We start from the raw sequence: 14,348 nt of genomic DNA, 5'->3' as shown, positions 1-14,348 counted from the left end.
GGTTGACGCGACCCTGGTGAAGCGCCGTGCGCCCGGCTGCGCACCGCCCGCGGCAAGGAGCCCGCTCTGTCTCAACGGTTGGACCTGCCCACTCCGGTGAAGCTCGTCGTGCTCGCGTCGGGCTCCGGCACCCTCTTGCAGTCGGTGCTGGACGCCACCGGGCGGTCCGGCTTCCCGGCCAAGGTCGTCGCCGTCGGCGCCGACCGCACCGGCATCGAAGCCCTTGCCCGCGCCGAGCGCCTGAGCATCCCGTCGTTCACCGTCCGCGTCGCCGACCACCCCGATCGCGCCGAGTGGGACAAGGCGCTGACCGAGGCCGTCGCGGCGTACCGGCCCGACCTGGTCGTCTCCGCCGGGTTCATGAAGATCCTCGGGAGTGAGTTCCTCGGCCGCTTCACGGTGATCAACACGCATCCCGCGCTGCTCCCGTCCTTCCCCGGGATGCACGCGGTCCGCGACGCTCTCGAAGCCGGCGTCAAGGTCACCGGCTCGACCGTGCACTTCGCGGACGCCGGGGTCGACACCGGGCCGATCATCGCCCAGGAAGCGGTCGTCGTGGAGAGCGACGACGACGAAAACGTCCTGCACGAACGGATCAAGGCCGTCGAACGCAGGCTGCTGGTGGAAACGATCGAGCGACTCGGCCGCGGTGGCTGCACCGTGGACGGACGAAAGGTGACATTTCGTGAGCACTGACCTGGGACGGCGTCCGGTCCGCCGGGCGCTGATCGGCGTCTCGGACAAGGCGGGCCTCCTGGACCTCGCGACCGGCCTGCACGCGGCCGGCGTCGAGATCGTCTCCACCGGCGGGACGGCGAAGGCCATCGCCGACGCCGGCGTCCCGGTCACGCCGGTCGAGCAGGTCACCGGCTTCCCGGAGTCGCTGGACGGCCGCGTCAAGACGCTGCACCCGAACGTGCACGCCGGGCTGCTGGCCGACCAGGGCAACCCCGACCACGTCGAGCAGCTGCGCAAGCTGGACATCGCCGCGTTCGACCTGCTCGTCGTGAACCTGTACCCGTTCGCGCAGACCGTCGCCTCCGGAGCGAGCCCCGAGGACTGCGTCGAGAACATCGACATCGGCGGCCCGGCCATGGTCCGCGCGGCGGCGAAGAACCACGGCAGCGTCGCGGTCGTCGTCGACCCGGCCCGCTACGGCTGGGTGCTCGAGCGCGTCGCCGGCGGCGGCTTCGAGTTCGAAGACCGCAAGCGCCTCGCCGCCCGGGCGTACGCGCACACGGCGGCGTACGACACGGCCGTCGCGTCGTGGTTCGCCAGCGCATACGCCCCCGACGAGGACGCAGTCGACGCCGGCTTCCCGGACTTCCTCGGCGCCACCTGGGAACGCGCCGACGTCCTGCGCTACGGCGAGAACCCGCACCAGAAGGCCGCGCTGTACAAGAGCCAGAACCCGGGCCTGGCGCACGCCGAGCAGCTGCACGGCAAGGCCATGTCGTACAACAACTACGTCGACACCGACGCCGCCCGCCGCGCCGCGTACGACTTCGCCGGGCCCGCCGTCGCGATCATCAAGCACGCCAACCCGTGCGGCATCGCGATCGGCGCGGACATCGCCGAGGCGCACCGCAAGGCCCACGCCTGCGACCCGGTTTCGGCCTACGGCGGCGTCATCGCGACGAACCGCCCGGTCAGCCGCGAGGCCGCCGAGCAGATCGCCGAGGTCTTCACCGAGGTCGTGCTGGCCCCGGACTTCGACGCCGAAGCGCTGGAAATCCTGCAGCGCAAGAAGAACATCCGCCTGCTGAAGCTGCCGGCGGCCCCGGCCTTCCCGGTCGAGTTCCGCCCGATCTCCGGCGGTGTCCTGCTGCAGACGGTCGACGCGATCGACGCCTCCGGCGACGACCCGGCGAACTGGACGCTCGCCACCGGCGCCGCGGCCGACGAGCAGACCCTGCGCGACCTCGAGTTCGCGTGGCGCTCGCTGCGCGCGGTCAAGTCCAACGCCATCCTGCTCGCCGCCGACGGCGCGACCGTCGGCGTCGGCATGGGCCAGGTCAACCGGGTCGACTCGTCGCGGCTCGCGGTGGCCCGTGCGGGCGACCGGGCCAAGGGCTCGGTCGGCGCGTCGGACGCGTTCTTCCCGTTCCCGGACGGCCTCGAGGTGCTGGTCGAGGCGGGCGTCCGCGCGATCGTGCAGCCCGGCGGCTCGGTTCGCGACGCCGAGGTCATCGCGGCCGCGGAGAAGGCGGGCGTCACCATGTACCTGACGGGGACGCGCCACTTCGCGCACTGACCGCTTTCGGGGGCTCCGGGTGGCGGAGCCCCCGGCCCCGGGGCGAAGCCCCGGATGTCACTGACTGCTTTCGGGGGTTCCGGGTGGCGGAGCCCCCGGCTCCGGGGCGAAGCCCCGGATGTCACTGACTGCTTTCGGGGGTTCCGGGTGGCGGAGCCCCCGGCTCCGGGGCGAAGCCCCGGATGTCACTGACTGCTTTCGGGGGCTCCGGGTGGCGGAGCCCCCGGCTCCGGGGCGAAGCCCCGGATGTCACCGACTCGCGCTTCGAGAGGGAGGGCTCGATGCAGCAACCGCCGTACGGCCAAGGTCAGCAGGGGTACCCGGGCTACCCGCAGCAGCAGCCCGGGTACCCGCCTCAGCAGGGTTATCCGCAACCGGGCTATCCACAACAGGGGCCTCCGCAGCAGCAGGGGTACCCGCCGCCGCCCGGGTACCCGCCCGCCGGGTACGGCGCGCCGGTGCAGCCGCCGAAGAAGAAGCGGACCGGGCTGATCTTCGGCATCGTCGGCGGCGTCGTGGTGCTGCTCGGCGCGGGCATCCCGCTGGGCACCGTGGCGGGCGACTACTTCGCGAGCACCGGCGCGGCACCGTCGTCGTCGCCGGTGCCCGCCGAGTGCCAGGTCCCGGCGCCGGTGCTGGAGAAGGCCGGCTTCCCGAGTTTCGTCCTGGCCGGGCAGGGCGACCAGGACCTGCCGGGCATCAAGCAGCAGGGCTGCAGCTGGAAGCCGGGGCCGGACGAGAACGTTCGCGACGCCACCATGCACGTCCAGATCACGCGGTACTCCGGGCAGAGCGCGCGCGAGCAGGCGAACGACCTGTTCAAGCCGAAGGCGCCGCCGATCCCGCCGACGGACGTGCGCGGCATCGGCGACAAGGCGGTCCTGGTCCGGCTGGCCACCGACAGCGCGTTCAGCGGGTCCGAACTGCACGTCCTGAAGGGCACGACCGTCGTCGTCCTCGAGGTGTCCGGCTGGGACAAGGGGTTCTTCTCGAACTCGCCGATGCCGCAGGAGGAGACCGACGCCGCGGTGCAGGCGGTCGGCGCGGAGATCGTCAAGAAGCTGGCAGGCTAGGCGGGCGCGGGCAGCGCCCGGCACAGCGCGACCGGGAACTTCGGCTCGGCCGCGAGGATCTCCGCGCAGCCGCCGGACCGGGCCTGCGCGAACGACGTCCAGCCGGTGTCGCTCCAGCGGAAAGCGGTGCGGGACGGCGGTTCGGGCTGGTGCTTCACGAGGTCCAGGATCAGCCAGCCCGGCTCGCAGGCGCGGGTGGTGCCCGGGTTTTCGGCCCCCGCGGCGGACACCGCGGCCCCGATCCACGCGGGAGCGCAGTGGTCGGCGGGCGCGGCGCAGCCGCCCTGGCTGTCGCAATGGCTCCAGCCCGCGCCGAGCTTGCGCCAGGCGTTTCCGGCGTCGGCGTTGAGGATGACCGTCCGGTTCGCGATCGGGTCCGCCGTCGTCAGATGCAGCTCCGCGGGCACCCTGTCCTGGCAGCCGCCCGCCGCGGGCCGGGTCGAGTAGACGACGTCGGCGCGGATGTCGGTCTTCGCCTCCACGACCTGTTCGATCCGCGGCTCGCGGACGCAGCCGGGATCCTTGCCGGGCAGGGCGACCTGCACGAAGAGGCTGTGGTCGTCCGCGCCGGGGCGGATCCCGGTGACGTCGGCGCGGAACGAGCGCCACTCCGCGCCGATGGTCGTCGGCGCCGGGGCCGCGGCGGTGGCGCCGGGCACTCCGCAGGCCGCCGCGCCCACCGCCACCAGCACGCCGGCGATCCCCAGGATCAGCCGTCTCCGCGGTTCGGTCATCGCCACCCCCAAAGTCCACCGGGGAATCTAGCCGACGCCGCAGCGTCAGGCGGCCGGACCGGCTTTTTCGCGCAGCGTGACGTCCTTCTCCAGGTAAACCGCGCCGCGGATGTGGCCGTCGGCGGGCGGCACGTCGGTGCGCCGGTAGCCGGCCCGCTGGTACAGCGCGATGTTGCGGGCGCTGCGCGCGCCGGTGAAGAGGGCGAACCGGCGGGCTTCGGCGGGCGCCTGCGCTTCGGCGTGGGCGAGCAGCCGCCGGCCCAGCCCGCGTCCGGCGAGGTCCGGCGCCACCATCAGCCTGCCGAGTTCCCAGCGGTCCCCGTCCAGGCGGGCGCGCACGGCGCCGATCAGCCGGTGGTCCTGCCGCAGCACCCACACCGACCACGTCTTCGTCCAGTCGCGCACGTCTTCGAGGGTTTCGTGCAGGGCCGGGATGTCGAGGGTGTCGTTGAGGACGGCCTCCTGGACCCAGCAGCAGCGTTGCAGGACCAACAGTTCCGGGACGTCTTCGGGGCCGGCGTCGGTGAGCTCCACGCCGTCTGTCTAGTGACCGGCTGTCGCGCGGGCAACTTGATTACGGCTGCCGGAGCCTCGACGACGAGCTCGAACGGATCGCCGCATGCCCCACTAGTGGGTGACTTGACAGCTCCGGTGGTTCGCGGTTGACTGGATTACGTCGAACAGGTGTTCGACATGGAACCGCCGCCTTCCCCGCGGCGAACCAGCGTCGTCGGTCGAGTTTTGGGAGAGGCACGACCGCCGGCCTAGTCCGTGGTGGGGAGGTGCGTGCGGTGACTGCTGTGGTGGAGCCGCCGGTGGCCCGGCTGGCGGCCCTGCCCGGGGTCAGCACGGCGAGCCGGGTGGCGGCCCAGGCCGAGCGGGCCAGGGCGGCGGGAAGGGTGCTCCCGGTCGTCCCGGCGCTGGCCGGGCTGTTGCCCGACACCGGGCTCCGGCGCGGGAGCACGGTGGCGGTCCACGGGGGAACGTCGCTGCTGCTCGCCCTCCTCGCCGCGGCCACGACCGCGGGCTCGTGGGCGGCGGTGGTCGGCATGCCATCCCTGGGCGTCGCGGCGGCGGCCGAGTACGGAGTGGACGTCACCCGCCTGGCGCTGGTCCCGCGTCCGGGGCCGGAGCTCCCGGCGGTGATCGCGGCGTTACTGGACGGCGTCGACCTGGTGGCGGTTCAGCCGGAGACGGTCCAGCCTTCCGTGGCACGGCGCCTGTCGGCCCGCGCCCGTCACCGCGGCGCGGTGCTGCTGTCGGCCGGTGCCTGGCCCGGGGCGGACGTGGAGCTTTCGTGCCGTCGTGAGCCGTGGTCGGGCCCGTCCCACGGTTACGGCCACCTCCAGTCCCGCCGGGTGCAGGTCCGAGCCCACGGCCGCGGTCCCGCGGCCCGCCCGTCCACAGCCGGTCTCCACCTCCCGGCCCCCGACGGCTCGGTGACCCCCGCCCCGGCCCCATCACCCTCGCTTCGCGAGGCCACCGCATGACCCCGGCCAGCAGTCCCAAGCGGACAGTCCCCCCGCCCCACCCGTGTCACCCCCTCAATCACGCGAGATGCCCCCTCAATCACGCGAGATACCCCGCCAATCACGCGAGATCCACGCTCAATCACGCGAGTCGCGTCTCCGATCACGCGAGCCGACCTTGCGGCCACGCGAACCGGCCCTATAAGTGCGCGAGCCGACCGCCTGCGCACGCGGGCCAACGCTTCGGGTGCGCGGGTCGACCGTCCGGGTGCGCGAGCCGGCCACACGATCACCTCCGTCCACGTCGGGGCGGCGGCCGGGTCCGGGAGGTCACATGACCGTCCCGGCCCAACGCGGCGTCCCCGGCGCGCCCACTCGCATGCTGGTCCTGTGGTGCCCGGACTGGCCCACCGTCGCGGCCGCCGCCGTCGGCGGGGTGGCTGCCGACCAGCCCGTTGGCGTCTTCAGCGCCAACCGGGTCGTTGCCTGCAACGCCGTCGCCCGGCGGAATGGCGTCCGGCGGGGGATGCGGCGGCGGGATGCTCAGTCGAACTGCCCGGAACTCGCCGTCTTCGCCGCCGACGACGGGCGGGACGCGCGGCTCTTCGAAGCCGTCGCGGGGGCGGTCGAAGGGCTCGTCGTCGGGGTCGAGGTCGTGCGGCCCGGCCTGATCGCCGTCCCCGTCGACGGTGCCGCCGGATACTTCGGCGGGGAACACGCGCTCGTCGAACGGCTTCTCGACGAGGTCGCCGTCGCGGCCGGGGTCGAATGCCAGGTCGGCGTCGCCGACGGGCTCTTCGCCGCGACGCTCGCCGCGCGGTGCGGTGAGTTCGTCGAACCCGGGCGGGCAGCCGAATTCCTCGCGCCGCTTCCGGTCACCGAACTCGACCAGCCCGGCGCCGATCGTGCCGAGTTGGTCGACCTGCTGCGCCGCCTCGGGCTGAAGACGCTCGGCGCGTTCGCCGCCCTGCCGGAACGCGACGTCGCTCACCGCTTCGGTGCGGCCGGGCTACTGGCCCACCGGCTGGCGCGCGGCCGCTCCGAACGGCCGCCGCTGCGTCGCCGGCCGCCGCCCGAACTGACCCTGGCCGAGGAGTTCGACCCCGTTGTCGAGCGAGTCGACGTCGCGGCGTTCCTCGCCAAAGGGCTCGCGGCGCGGTTCTGCGCGGGCCTCGCCGCGCACGGCCTCGCCTGTACCCGGCTCGGCATCTATGCCGTCACCGAAGGAGGCGAACACCTCGGCCGGGCGTGGCGGTGCGCCGAACCGCTGACCCCCGCCGGCGTCGCCGATCGGGTGCGCTGGCAGTTCGAAGGCTGGCTGCGCGCCGCGCCCGGACAGCGTCCGACGTCCGGTGTCGTGCGGCTGCGGCTGGAGCCCGAGGAGGTCGTCGAGGGGCGGTCGCTGCAGCTCGACCTCTGGCGCAACGGCGGTTCCGACGAGGGCGACGAGCGCGCGGCCCGCGCGTTCGTGCGGGTCCAGGGCCTGCTCGGGCCCGAAGGTGTGCTCACCCCCGTGCTCGACGGCGGCCGCGACCCCGCGGGCCGCGTCCGGCTCGTGCCCTGGGGCGACCCGCGCGAGCGGACGACGCCGACGGACGCCACCTGGCCGGGGCGGCTGCCGTCCCCGTCCCCGGCGACGGTCCTCGCCCGGCCCGTCCCGGCGCAGGTCTTCGACGACGGCGGCCGCGCCGTCGGGATCACGGCGCGGGATCAGGTGACCTCGCCCCCGCGGCGGCTCAGCATCGCGGGCGGCGCGGGGCGGGAGGTCGTGGGCTGGGCGGGCCCGTGGCCCCTGACGGGTGATCGACGGCGGCCCGGTCCGCGAAGGGCGCGGCTGCAGCTGGTACTGGCCGGCGAGGGGGACGAGCCGCCCGAAGCGGTGCTGGTGCACTGCGCAGGCACGGAAAATCCACTGTGGACGGTCGAGGGAGTGTACGACTGAGCATGGACGAGGACTACGCACGAAAGCTGCGCAACTGGCTGCGAGCCGAGCCCGGGGACACGCCCCGCGGGGCATCGGAGGAACGCGAGTGGCTGCGCGAGATTCCCGAGCCCGCAACGGACGAGCAGGCGGACACGCCCGACCGGTGGACGGTCCGCGGCCGGCTCCCGCAGACCCCCGCCGACGACGACTGGGTCTGCCCGGTGATCGCGCTTCCGGTCCCGCGCTCGTCGCGGGAGAACGGCTGCCGCGTCAGCGGAATCGAGATCCGCTGGAGCCCGCCGGCGAGGGTGGACGGCCGCACTGGGGACGCGAGCCGCATGAGCGATGCCGAGGCTCACTCCCGTTGGAACCACCCCACAAACGCGGGCCGTCGCGCGCAGGCGCCGGATCCCAGCCCCTCGGCCGAACCCGAGGCGCCGGACACCAGTCCCATGACCGAAGCCGAGGCCCGCAGCCGCTGGAACCACCCCAGCAACTGGCACCGCCGCCGCGCCGCCGAAGAGCATCGGCGCGACCAGCCCGGGAGCCACTGAATGGGCTGGAACAACCCACCCGTCCGCTGGAAGGACCTCGCCCGCACCCTGGCCGGCGGGGTCCCGGTCGGAGACCACGGCGACAGCCCCGCCTGGGGCCGTCACCGCGACGGCTACCGGCGGCCGAAAGACCTCCCCGCCCGCCGCAACGACGATGGCGCCGAGACCGTCCGCGTCCCCTACGCCGAGCTGCACTGCCACTCCAACTTCAGCTTCCTCGACGGCGCCAGCCACCCCGAAGAACTCGTCGAAGAGGCCGCGCGCCTCGAACTCGACGCCATCGCCCTCACCGATCACGACGGCATGTACGGCGTCGTGCGCTTCGCCGAGGCCGCGCGGGAACTCGGCGTCGACACCGTCTTCGGCACCGAGCTCAGCTTCGGCCTGCACCGCCCGCAGAACGGCGTCCCCGACCCCGAAGGCGAGCACCTCCTCCTGCTCGCCCGCGGCGACCAGGGCTACCGGGCCCTCTGCCGCGCCATCACCGCCGGCCAGATCCACCACGAGGCCGAAAAGGGCCGGCCCAGTTACGACCTCGGTGCGGTCGCCGAGGAGGTCGCCGGGCAGTGCGTGGTGCTGACGGGCTGCCGCAAAGGCGCGGTGCGCTCGGCCCTCGTCGCGCACGGCCCGGCGGCCGCCGCGGAACAACTGAAAAACCTCGTGGACCGCTTCGGCCGCGACAACGTCTACGTCGAGCTCACCGACCACCGCCAGCCCCTGGACAGCACCCACAACGACCTCCTGACGCAGCTCGCCGACGACCTGGGCCTCCCGACCGTCGCCACCACCGCCGCCCACTACGCGCGGCCCGAACGCGCTCCGCTCGCCGACGCGCTCGCCGCGATCCGGGCGCGGCGGGGGATCGACGAGCTCGAGGGCTGGCTGCCCGCCGCCGGGACGGCCTTCCTGCGCAGCGGCGCCGAAATGGACGTCCTGTTCCGGCGGTACCCCGGCGCGGTCCGGCGCAGTGCCCTGCTGGGCATGGAATGCGCGTTCCCGCTGAAGCTGATCGCCCCCGAACTGCCGCCCTTCGGCGTCCCCGAGGGCTACACCGAAACCACCTACCTCCGGGAACTCACAAAAAAAGGCGCTGAGGAACGCTTCAAAGGCAAGCCGCACGAAGAAAAGGCGAACGAACAGATCAAGCACGAGCTCGCCATCATCGAAGAGCTCGGCTTCCCCGGCTACTTCCTGATCGTCTGGGACATCGTGCGCTTCTGCCGCGAGAACGACATCCTGTGCCAGGGCCGCGGCTCGGCCGCGAACTCGGCCGTCTGCTACGCGCTGGGCATCACCAAGGTCGACTCCGTCTCCTACGAGCTGCTCTTCGAACGCTTCCTCGCCCCGGACCGGGACGGCTACCCCGACATCGACCTCGACATCGAGTCCGACCGGCGCGAGGAGGCCATCCAGTACGTCTTCCGGAAACACGGCCGCCTCAGAACCGCCCAGGTCGCGAACGTGATCACCTACCGCGCCCGGTCCGCCGTCCGCGACGCCGCCCGGGCGCTGGGCTACTCACCGGGCCAGCAGGACGCCTGGAGCAAGCAGATCGACCGCTGGGGCCCGCTCCAAAGCACCGAAAAGGACCACGACCACGACATCCCGGACGACGTCGTGCAGCTCGCCTTCGCGCTCGAGGACTTCCCGCGGCACCTCGGCATCCACTCCGGCGGGATGGTCATGTGCGCCGAGCCGGTGAGCCAGGTCGTCCCGGTCGAGTGGGCGCGGATGGCCGACCGCAGCGTGATCCAGTGGGAAAAGGAAGACTGCGCCGCCGCCGGGCTGGTCAAGTTCGACCTGCTCGGCCTCGGCATGCTTTCAGCGCTGCACTACATGATCGACCTCGTCAGCGAGTACAAGAACCTAGAAATCGACCTCGCCGAGCTGGACCTCGCCGACGAGAAGATCTACGACATGCTGTGCCGCGCGGACGCGATCGGCGTCTTCCAGGTGGAGAGCCGCGCCCAGCTGGCGACGCTGCCGCGGCTGCAACCTCGCGAGTTCTACGACCTCGCCGTCGAGGTCGCCCTGATCCGGCCGGGTCCGATCCAGGGCGGCTCGGTGCACCCGTACATCCGCCGCAAGCAGGGCCGCGAAAAGTGGACCTACGACCACCCGCTGCTGGAGAAGGCGCTGCACAAGACCAAGGGCGTACCGCTGTTCCAGGAACAGATGATGCAGATCGCGCTGGACGTCGCGAACTTCACCGCGGCGGAGGCCGACCAGCTGCGGCACGCGATGGGCTCGAAGCGGTCGGACCGGAAGATGGACCGGCTGCGGCAGCGGTTCCTCGAAGGCGCCGCCGCGAACGGGGTCGACGACGAACTCGCGCAGAAGATCTTCCTGAAGCTGAAGGCGTTCGCGAACTTCGGCTTCCCGGAGAGCCACGCGCTGAGCTTCGCGCACCTGGTCTTTTCGAGTGCCTACTTCAAGTTCTACCACCCGGACGCGTTCCTGGCGGGCCTGCTGCGCGCGCAGCCGATGGGCTTCTACTCGCCGCAGTCGCTGGTCGCCGACGCGCGGCGCCACGGCGTCACCGTGCACGGCCCGGACATCAACCGCAGCCTGCCGCACGCCACCCTGGAGGCGGGCAGCGGGAAGTTCCACGACGTACGCACCGGGCTGAGCACCGTGCGCAAGATCGGCGAGGACCTCGCGAAGCGGATCGTGGCCGAGCGCGCGGACAACGGCGAGTTCCGCGACATGGCCGACGTCGCCCGCCGCGTGCGGCTGACCACGCCGCAGATCGAGGCGCTGGCCACGGCCGGCGCGTTCGCCGGTTTCGGCGGGGATCGCCGTCAGGCGCTGTGGACCGCGGGTGCCGTCGCGGGCGAACGCCCGGAGAAGCTGCCCGGCCTGGTCGGCGCGTCGGCGCCGGTGCTGCCGGGGATGGACGGGCTCGACGTCGCGGCGGCGGACGTCTGGGCCACCGGCGTGTCGCCGGACAGCTACCCGACCGAGTTCATCCGTGACCGCCTCGACGAGCTCGGCGTCGTCCCGGCGAGCGGCTTGGCGGACCTCGAAGACGGCGCGCGCGTGCTGGTCGGCGGCGCGGTCACGCACCGGCAGCGCCCCGCGACCGCGGGCGGCGTCACCTTCCTCAACATCGAGGACGAAACGGGGATGGTCAACGTGATCTGCACGCTCGGCCTCTGGCAGCGCTACCACCGCGTCGCGCGCGGCAGCCCGGCGCTGCTGATCCGCGGGGTGGTGGAGAAGGCCGACGGCGTGGTCAGCGTTCTCGCCCACCGCGTCGAGCCGTTGCCGATGCGCATCAAGGCGAAGTCGCGGGACTTCAGGTGAGGGGACGCCGGACGAGGGTGATGATTTCCGGGCTGGTGTCCGTCACCGGGGTGCGGTCCCAGTAGCCGTACTGCTCGTCGACGACCAGCCCGGCTTCCGCGACGAACTCGTTCAGCGAGGGAACGTCGAGGAAGCGCAAGGTGCTCTCGCTGTATTGCGGCGCGTCCCAGCTCGGGCTTTCGTACGTCGTCTTGAACCTGACGTACCCGTTCTCGAATGGCCCGGCGTCGTTCCACGAGCGGACGTCCCCGGCCTCCCAGACGTTCGAAGCTGTCCAGCGCTCCCAGCCGCGGGCGGCCGGGTTGCGCGTCTCGAAGCCGAACCGGCCGCCCGGCTTCAGCGCGCGGCGAACAGCCGAGAACGCCGTGCGCAGTTCGTCGTCGGTCAGCAGCACCTGGAACGCGTGCCCGGTCATCACGGCGAAGTCGAACTCGCCGTCCCAGGACGCGGTCGACAAATCGCCGTTCACCCACTCGATGTCGGTGCGGCGGCGGGCCTGGATGAGCATGCCCTCGGCCGGGTCGAGCCCGACCAGCCGTCCTTCGTGGCCGGACTCGCGCGCCCAGTGCAGCAGGGAACCGGTGCCGCACCCGACGTCGAGGACGGACTCGAGGGCCATGATCATCGGCAGGTAGAACTCGAAGTCGCCGCTGCTCTCTCGCGGGTTCATCGCGTCGTAGAGCGAGGCGAGGTAGGGATCGACGTAGTCGTGGTCGGGCACGGCGCCACGGTAGCGAGCGGACTGGGAAAGATCACGCGGGTTTCGAGCCGAGGCCGAGCAGTTCGGGATGCGCGGCCAGCTCCCGCCAGTACGCGCCGGGGTCGGCCAACAGCCGCCGCCGGTCCAGGTCCAGCAGGCCGGACACGCTCGTCACCTCGGCGACCAGCGTGCCCTCCGGCGTGCGGAGCTCCTGCGTGACGCGCGAAGTCTTGCCGGTGCCCCACTGGAACACGCAGCTGACCGAGACTTCGGCGCGCGGGCGGAGCTCTCGATGGAACCGCACGGTCGTCTCCAGATTGACCGGGCCGATCCGGCGCGCGGTCAGCTCGGCCGGATCGATCCCCGCGGCCTGCACGCACGCCCAGCGCGCGTGGTCGGCGTAAGCGAGGTAGGCCGGGCCGCGGACGTGCCCGTTGGCGTCGATGTCGTCACAGCGCACCGGGATGGTCACGTGGAAGGTCATGCCCGTGATCGTGGCTCAGAGCCGCGGCCGGAGTCTGGAACTTTTCGGCCACCCGCACGAGGGCCGCGGGCGAGGAGCCCGACAGGCGGCGGCACTCGCGGCCGAGGTGGGACTGGTCGGCGTACCCGAGGTCGGCGGCGGCCCGAGCCAGCGACGTCCGGTGCGCGGCCAGCGCGTCGAGCCGGCGCAGGAAGCGCTGGAACCGCCGGACGCGGTGCAGTTGCTTCGGCCCGGCGCCGACGGAGTGGACGAAGTGACGCCGCAACGAGCGTTCGCTGATCCCCACGGCGACATCGGACGTCCGCGCGGCCGTGCCGAACGCGCGGACGGCCGCCAGCACCCGCCGGTCCGGCGTCGCGCCACGGCGCGCGACGAGTGATTCGAGAAGTCCGCGCTGTGCTTCGGGATCGGACGACGCGAGCTGTTCTTCGGCGAACTGGGCGTCGGTGCCCCAGAGGTCGCTCAGCCTGGTCACCGCGGGCAGCTCCGGCATGGACGTGCCGAGCACGGCGGCCGCGGCACCGCACCGCAGCCGCACACCGACCCGCGACGACGACGCCGGAACCCACAGCCGCAGCGGAGCCCCGATGGTGACGACCACGGTCAGGGTGGCACCGTCCCAGACGAGGTCCGCGCAGCCGTCGGGCAGCACCCGCAACGGCCGCGCCCAGCCGGTGCGTCCGTGCCAGCCGCAGGCGAGGACGTCCGCGAGCGCGGGTGGCGGCGCCACTTCGCGGTACACCGACCGCGCTGCCACCGGCCGCAGCGGAACTCCCATGGCCCCAGTATGCAGCGGTCAGCAGCTGACCTATTTCGTTTCTGGGTTCGGCGCGACGAACCGAGGAGGAAACATGGTCAGCCCCGGTTCCCGGCGGCTACACGACGGTCACCCCGTGGATCATCGGCCGCGACACCGACGGCCTGCTCGACTTCCTGAAGCGCGCCTTCGATTCCGAGGAGCTCGGCCGGGTCGTCGGCGAGGACGGCAAGATCGGCCACGCGGAAGTACGCATCGGCGACGCGGTCGTGATGGCGTTCGACTCGCCGGACGGCTGGGCTGCCACCCCCGCCTTCCTGCGGCTTCTACGTGCCGGACAGCGAGGAAACCCAGCGGCGCGCGATCGAGGCGCCACCGAGGTAACCCGGCAGACGGTGCTGTTCCTCGGTTGCCCGAGTACATCGAGGCGATGAACTACGTCCAGGGTGCGAAGCCCTAGTCGCGGGTGTGGCACCCTGGGCCCGTGCTGGAGACCGGGGAGGACTACCGCGAAGCGGTGTTGTCGGGGCAGTGGTGGGAAAAGCGGCGGTTCACCGGCTGCGACTTCACCGGCGCGGACCTGAGCGGGCTGCGGACGCGTGGCTGCACCTTCGACGACTGCGTGTTCAGCCGGGCCGACTTGGCGCGCTCCCGACACGACGCTTCGGCGTTCCGCTCGTGCACCTTCGACCGGACGGTGCTCGCCGAGAGCCGCTGGACGGCGTGCTCGCTGCTGGGCTCGTCGTTCACCGAGAGCGGGTTCGGCGGGATCGCGCTCACCGAGTGCGATCTCTCCCTCGCGTCGCTGGCGAAGGCGCGGCTGCGCAAGCTCGGGCTGTCCGGGATGCGGCTGCGGGAGGCCAACCTGATGGACGCCGACCTCTCCGGCGCCGACCTGCGCGGCAGTGACCTGACCGGCGCCCGGCTGCAGGGCGCGAAGCTCGAAGGTGCCGACCTGCGCGGCGCGCGTCTCGACGCGAACGCCCTGGTCCAGGCCGACCTGCGCGGCGCGGAGGTCGACGTCGAAACGGCGATCGCCTTCGCCGCCGCGCACGGGCTCGTCATCCGCTGAAACGACGAAGGCCCCGGCAGC

13 protein-coding genes are annotated in these 14,348 nt (G+C 72.5%); 8 read left to right on the top strand and 5 right to left on the bottom strand.

Annotated elements, in window-relative coordinates:
- Positions 1-78 precede the first annotated feature (78 nt).
- The 3 genes from purN to ACLJQF_RS43890 all read left to right on the top strand — a co-directional run bounded on the left by purN (position 79) and on the right by ACLJQF_RS43890 (position 3,327).
- Positions 79-696, top strand: a complete 618-nt coding sequence (purN, locus tag ACLJQF_RS43900; RefSeq protein WP_410616246.1) for a phosphoribosylglycinamide formyltransferase — start codon at positions 79-81, stop codon at positions 694-696.
- Positions 686-2,254: a bifunctional phosphoribosylaminoimidazolecarboxamide formyltransferase/IMP cyclohydrolase gene (gene purH, locus ACLJQF_RS43895; protein ID WP_410616245.1), complete on the top strand. Its 1,569-nt coding sequence runs from the start codon at positions 686-688 to the stop codon at positions 2,252-2,254. Before purN ends, purH begins: the two co-directional genes overlap by 11 nt.
- A 281-nt stretch (positions 2,255-2,535) precedes the next feature.
- On the top strand, positions 2,536-3,327 hold the full coding sequence (locus ACLJQF_RS43890; RefSeq protein ID WP_410616244.1) for a hypothetical protein: 792 nt from the start codon (positions 2,536-2,538) through the stop codon (positions 3,325-3,327).
- Here the strand turns inward: ACLJQF_RS43890 and ACLJQF_RS43885 are convergent.
- Both ACLJQF_RS43885 and ACLJQF_RS43880 read right to left on the bottom strand, forming a co-directional pair.
- Positions 3,324-4,061, bottom strand: coding sequence for a hypothetical protein (locus ACLJQF_RS43885; RefSeq protein ID WP_410616243.1), 738 nt, complete (start codon positions 4,059-4,061; stop codon positions 3,324-3,326). The genes ACLJQF_RS43890 and ACLJQF_RS43885 overlap by 4 nt on opposite strands.
- Before the next feature lie 45 nt (positions 4,062-4,106).
- Positions 4,107-4,595: a GNAT family N-acetyltransferase gene (locus ACLJQF_RS43880; RefSeq protein WP_410616242.1), complete on the bottom strand. Its 489-nt coding sequence runs from the start codon at positions 4,593-4,595 to the stop codon at positions 4,107-4,109.
- Positions 4,596-4,852: 257 nt separating this feature from the next.
- On the opposite strand from ACLJQF_RS43880, the gene ACLJQF_RS43875 reads away from it, so the two are divergent.
- From ACLJQF_RS43875 to ACLJQF_RS43860, 4 genes are all read left to right on the top strand, one after another.
- Complete coding sequence (locus ACLJQF_RS43875) at positions 4,853-5,551, top strand: hypothetical protein (protein WP_410616241.1); 699 nt, start codon at positions 4,853-4,855, stop codon at positions 5,549-5,551.
- 358 nt (positions 5,552-5,909) lie between these two features.
- Entirely contained in the window at positions 5,910-7,472 is a 1,563-nt protein-coding gene (locus ACLJQF_RS43870; protein WP_410616262.1) for a DNA polymerase Y family protein, read from the top strand.
- A gap of 2 nt (positions 7,473-7,474) precedes the next feature.
- Complete coding sequence (locus ACLJQF_RS43865; RefSeq protein WP_410616240.1) at positions 7,475-8,008, top strand: hypothetical protein; 534 nt, start codon at positions 7,475-7,477, stop codon at positions 8,006-8,008.
- Positions 8,009-11,314 carry an error-prone DNA polymerase gene (locus ACLJQF_RS43860; protein WP_410616239.1) on the top strand — a complete coding sequence of 1,102 codons (3,306 nt, stop codon included), beginning with the start codon at positions 8,009-8,011 and terminating at the stop codon, positions 11,312-11,314.
- Here ACLJQF_RS43860 and ACLJQF_RS43855 read toward each other — a convergent pair.
- The 3 genes from ACLJQF_RS43855 to ACLJQF_RS43845 are packed head-to-tail and all read right to left on the bottom strand — an operon-like array spanning position 11,307 to position 13,276.
- Positions 11,307-12,035, bottom strand: coding sequence for a class I SAM-dependent methyltransferase (locus ACLJQF_RS43855; RefSeq protein ID WP_410616238.1), 729 nt, complete (start codon positions 12,033-12,035; stop codon positions 11,307-11,309). The genes ACLJQF_RS43860 and ACLJQF_RS43855 overlap by 8 nt on opposite strands.
- A 31-nt stretch (positions 12,036-12,066) precedes the next feature.
- Positions 12,067-12,498, bottom strand: a complete 432-nt coding sequence (locus ACLJQF_RS43850; RefSeq protein WP_410616237.1) for an acyl-CoA thioesterase — start codon at positions 12,496-12,498, stop codon at positions 12,067-12,069.
- Entirely contained in the window at positions 12,464-13,276 is an 813-nt protein-coding gene (locus ACLJQF_RS43845) for a helix-turn-helix domain-containing protein (RefSeq protein ID WP_410616236.1), read from the bottom strand. The genes ACLJQF_RS43850 and ACLJQF_RS43845 overlap by 35 nt, the downstream gene beginning before the upstream one ends.
- A 463-nt stretch (positions 13,277-13,739) precedes the next feature.
- On the opposite strand from ACLJQF_RS43845, the gene ACLJQF_RS43840 reads away from it, so the two are divergent.
- Positions 13,740-14,327: a pentapeptide repeat-containing protein gene (locus ACLJQF_RS43840; protein ID WP_410616235.1), complete on the top strand. Its 588-nt coding sequence runs from the start codon at positions 13,740-13,742 to the stop codon at positions 14,325-14,327.
- The last annotated feature ends 21 nt before the right edge of the window (positions 14,328-14,348 follow it).

This window comes from Amycolatopsis sp. lyj-109, from assembly GCF_046548995.1.
In the GTDB taxonomy this organism is placed as follows: domain Bacteria; phylum Actinomycetota; class Actinomycetes; order Mycobacteriales; family Pseudonocardiaceae; genus Amycolatopsis.
Note: the sequence above shows the minus strand (reverse complement) of the source record. Positions and strands in the feature narration are given on the sequence as shown.

Bases quoted from the DNA above. Each gene is read 5' to 3' on its own strand.
- ACLJQF_RS43870 (WP_410616262.1), top strand. From the start codon at position 5,910: ATGCTGGTCCTGTGGTGCCCGGACTGGCCCACCGTCGCGGCCGCCGCC.
- ACLJQF_RS43845 (WP_410616236.1), bottom strand. From the start codon at position 13,276: ATGGGAGTTCCGCTGCGGCCGGTGGCAGCGCGGTCGGTGTACCGCGAA.
- ACLJQF_RS43865 (WP_410616240.1), top strand. From the start codon at position 7,475: ATGGACGAGGACTACGCACGAAAGCTGCGCAACTGGCTGCGAGCCGAG.
- ACLJQF_RS43885 (WP_410616243.1), bottom strand. From the start codon at position 4,061: ATGACCGAACCGCGGAGACGGCTGATCCTGGGGATCGCCGGCGTGCTG.
- ACLJQF_RS43890 (WP_410616244.1), top strand. From the start codon at position 2,536: ATGCAGCAACCGCCGTACGGCCAAGGTCAGCAGGGGTACCCGGGCTAC.
- ACLJQF_RS43850 (WP_410616237.1), bottom strand. From the start codon at position 12,498: ATGACCTTCCACGTGACCATCCCGGTGCGCTGTGACGACATCGACGCC.
- ACLJQF_RS43860 (WP_410616239.1), top strand. From the start codon at position 8,009: ATGGGCTGGAACAACCCACCCGTCCGCTGGAAGGACCTCGCCCGCACC.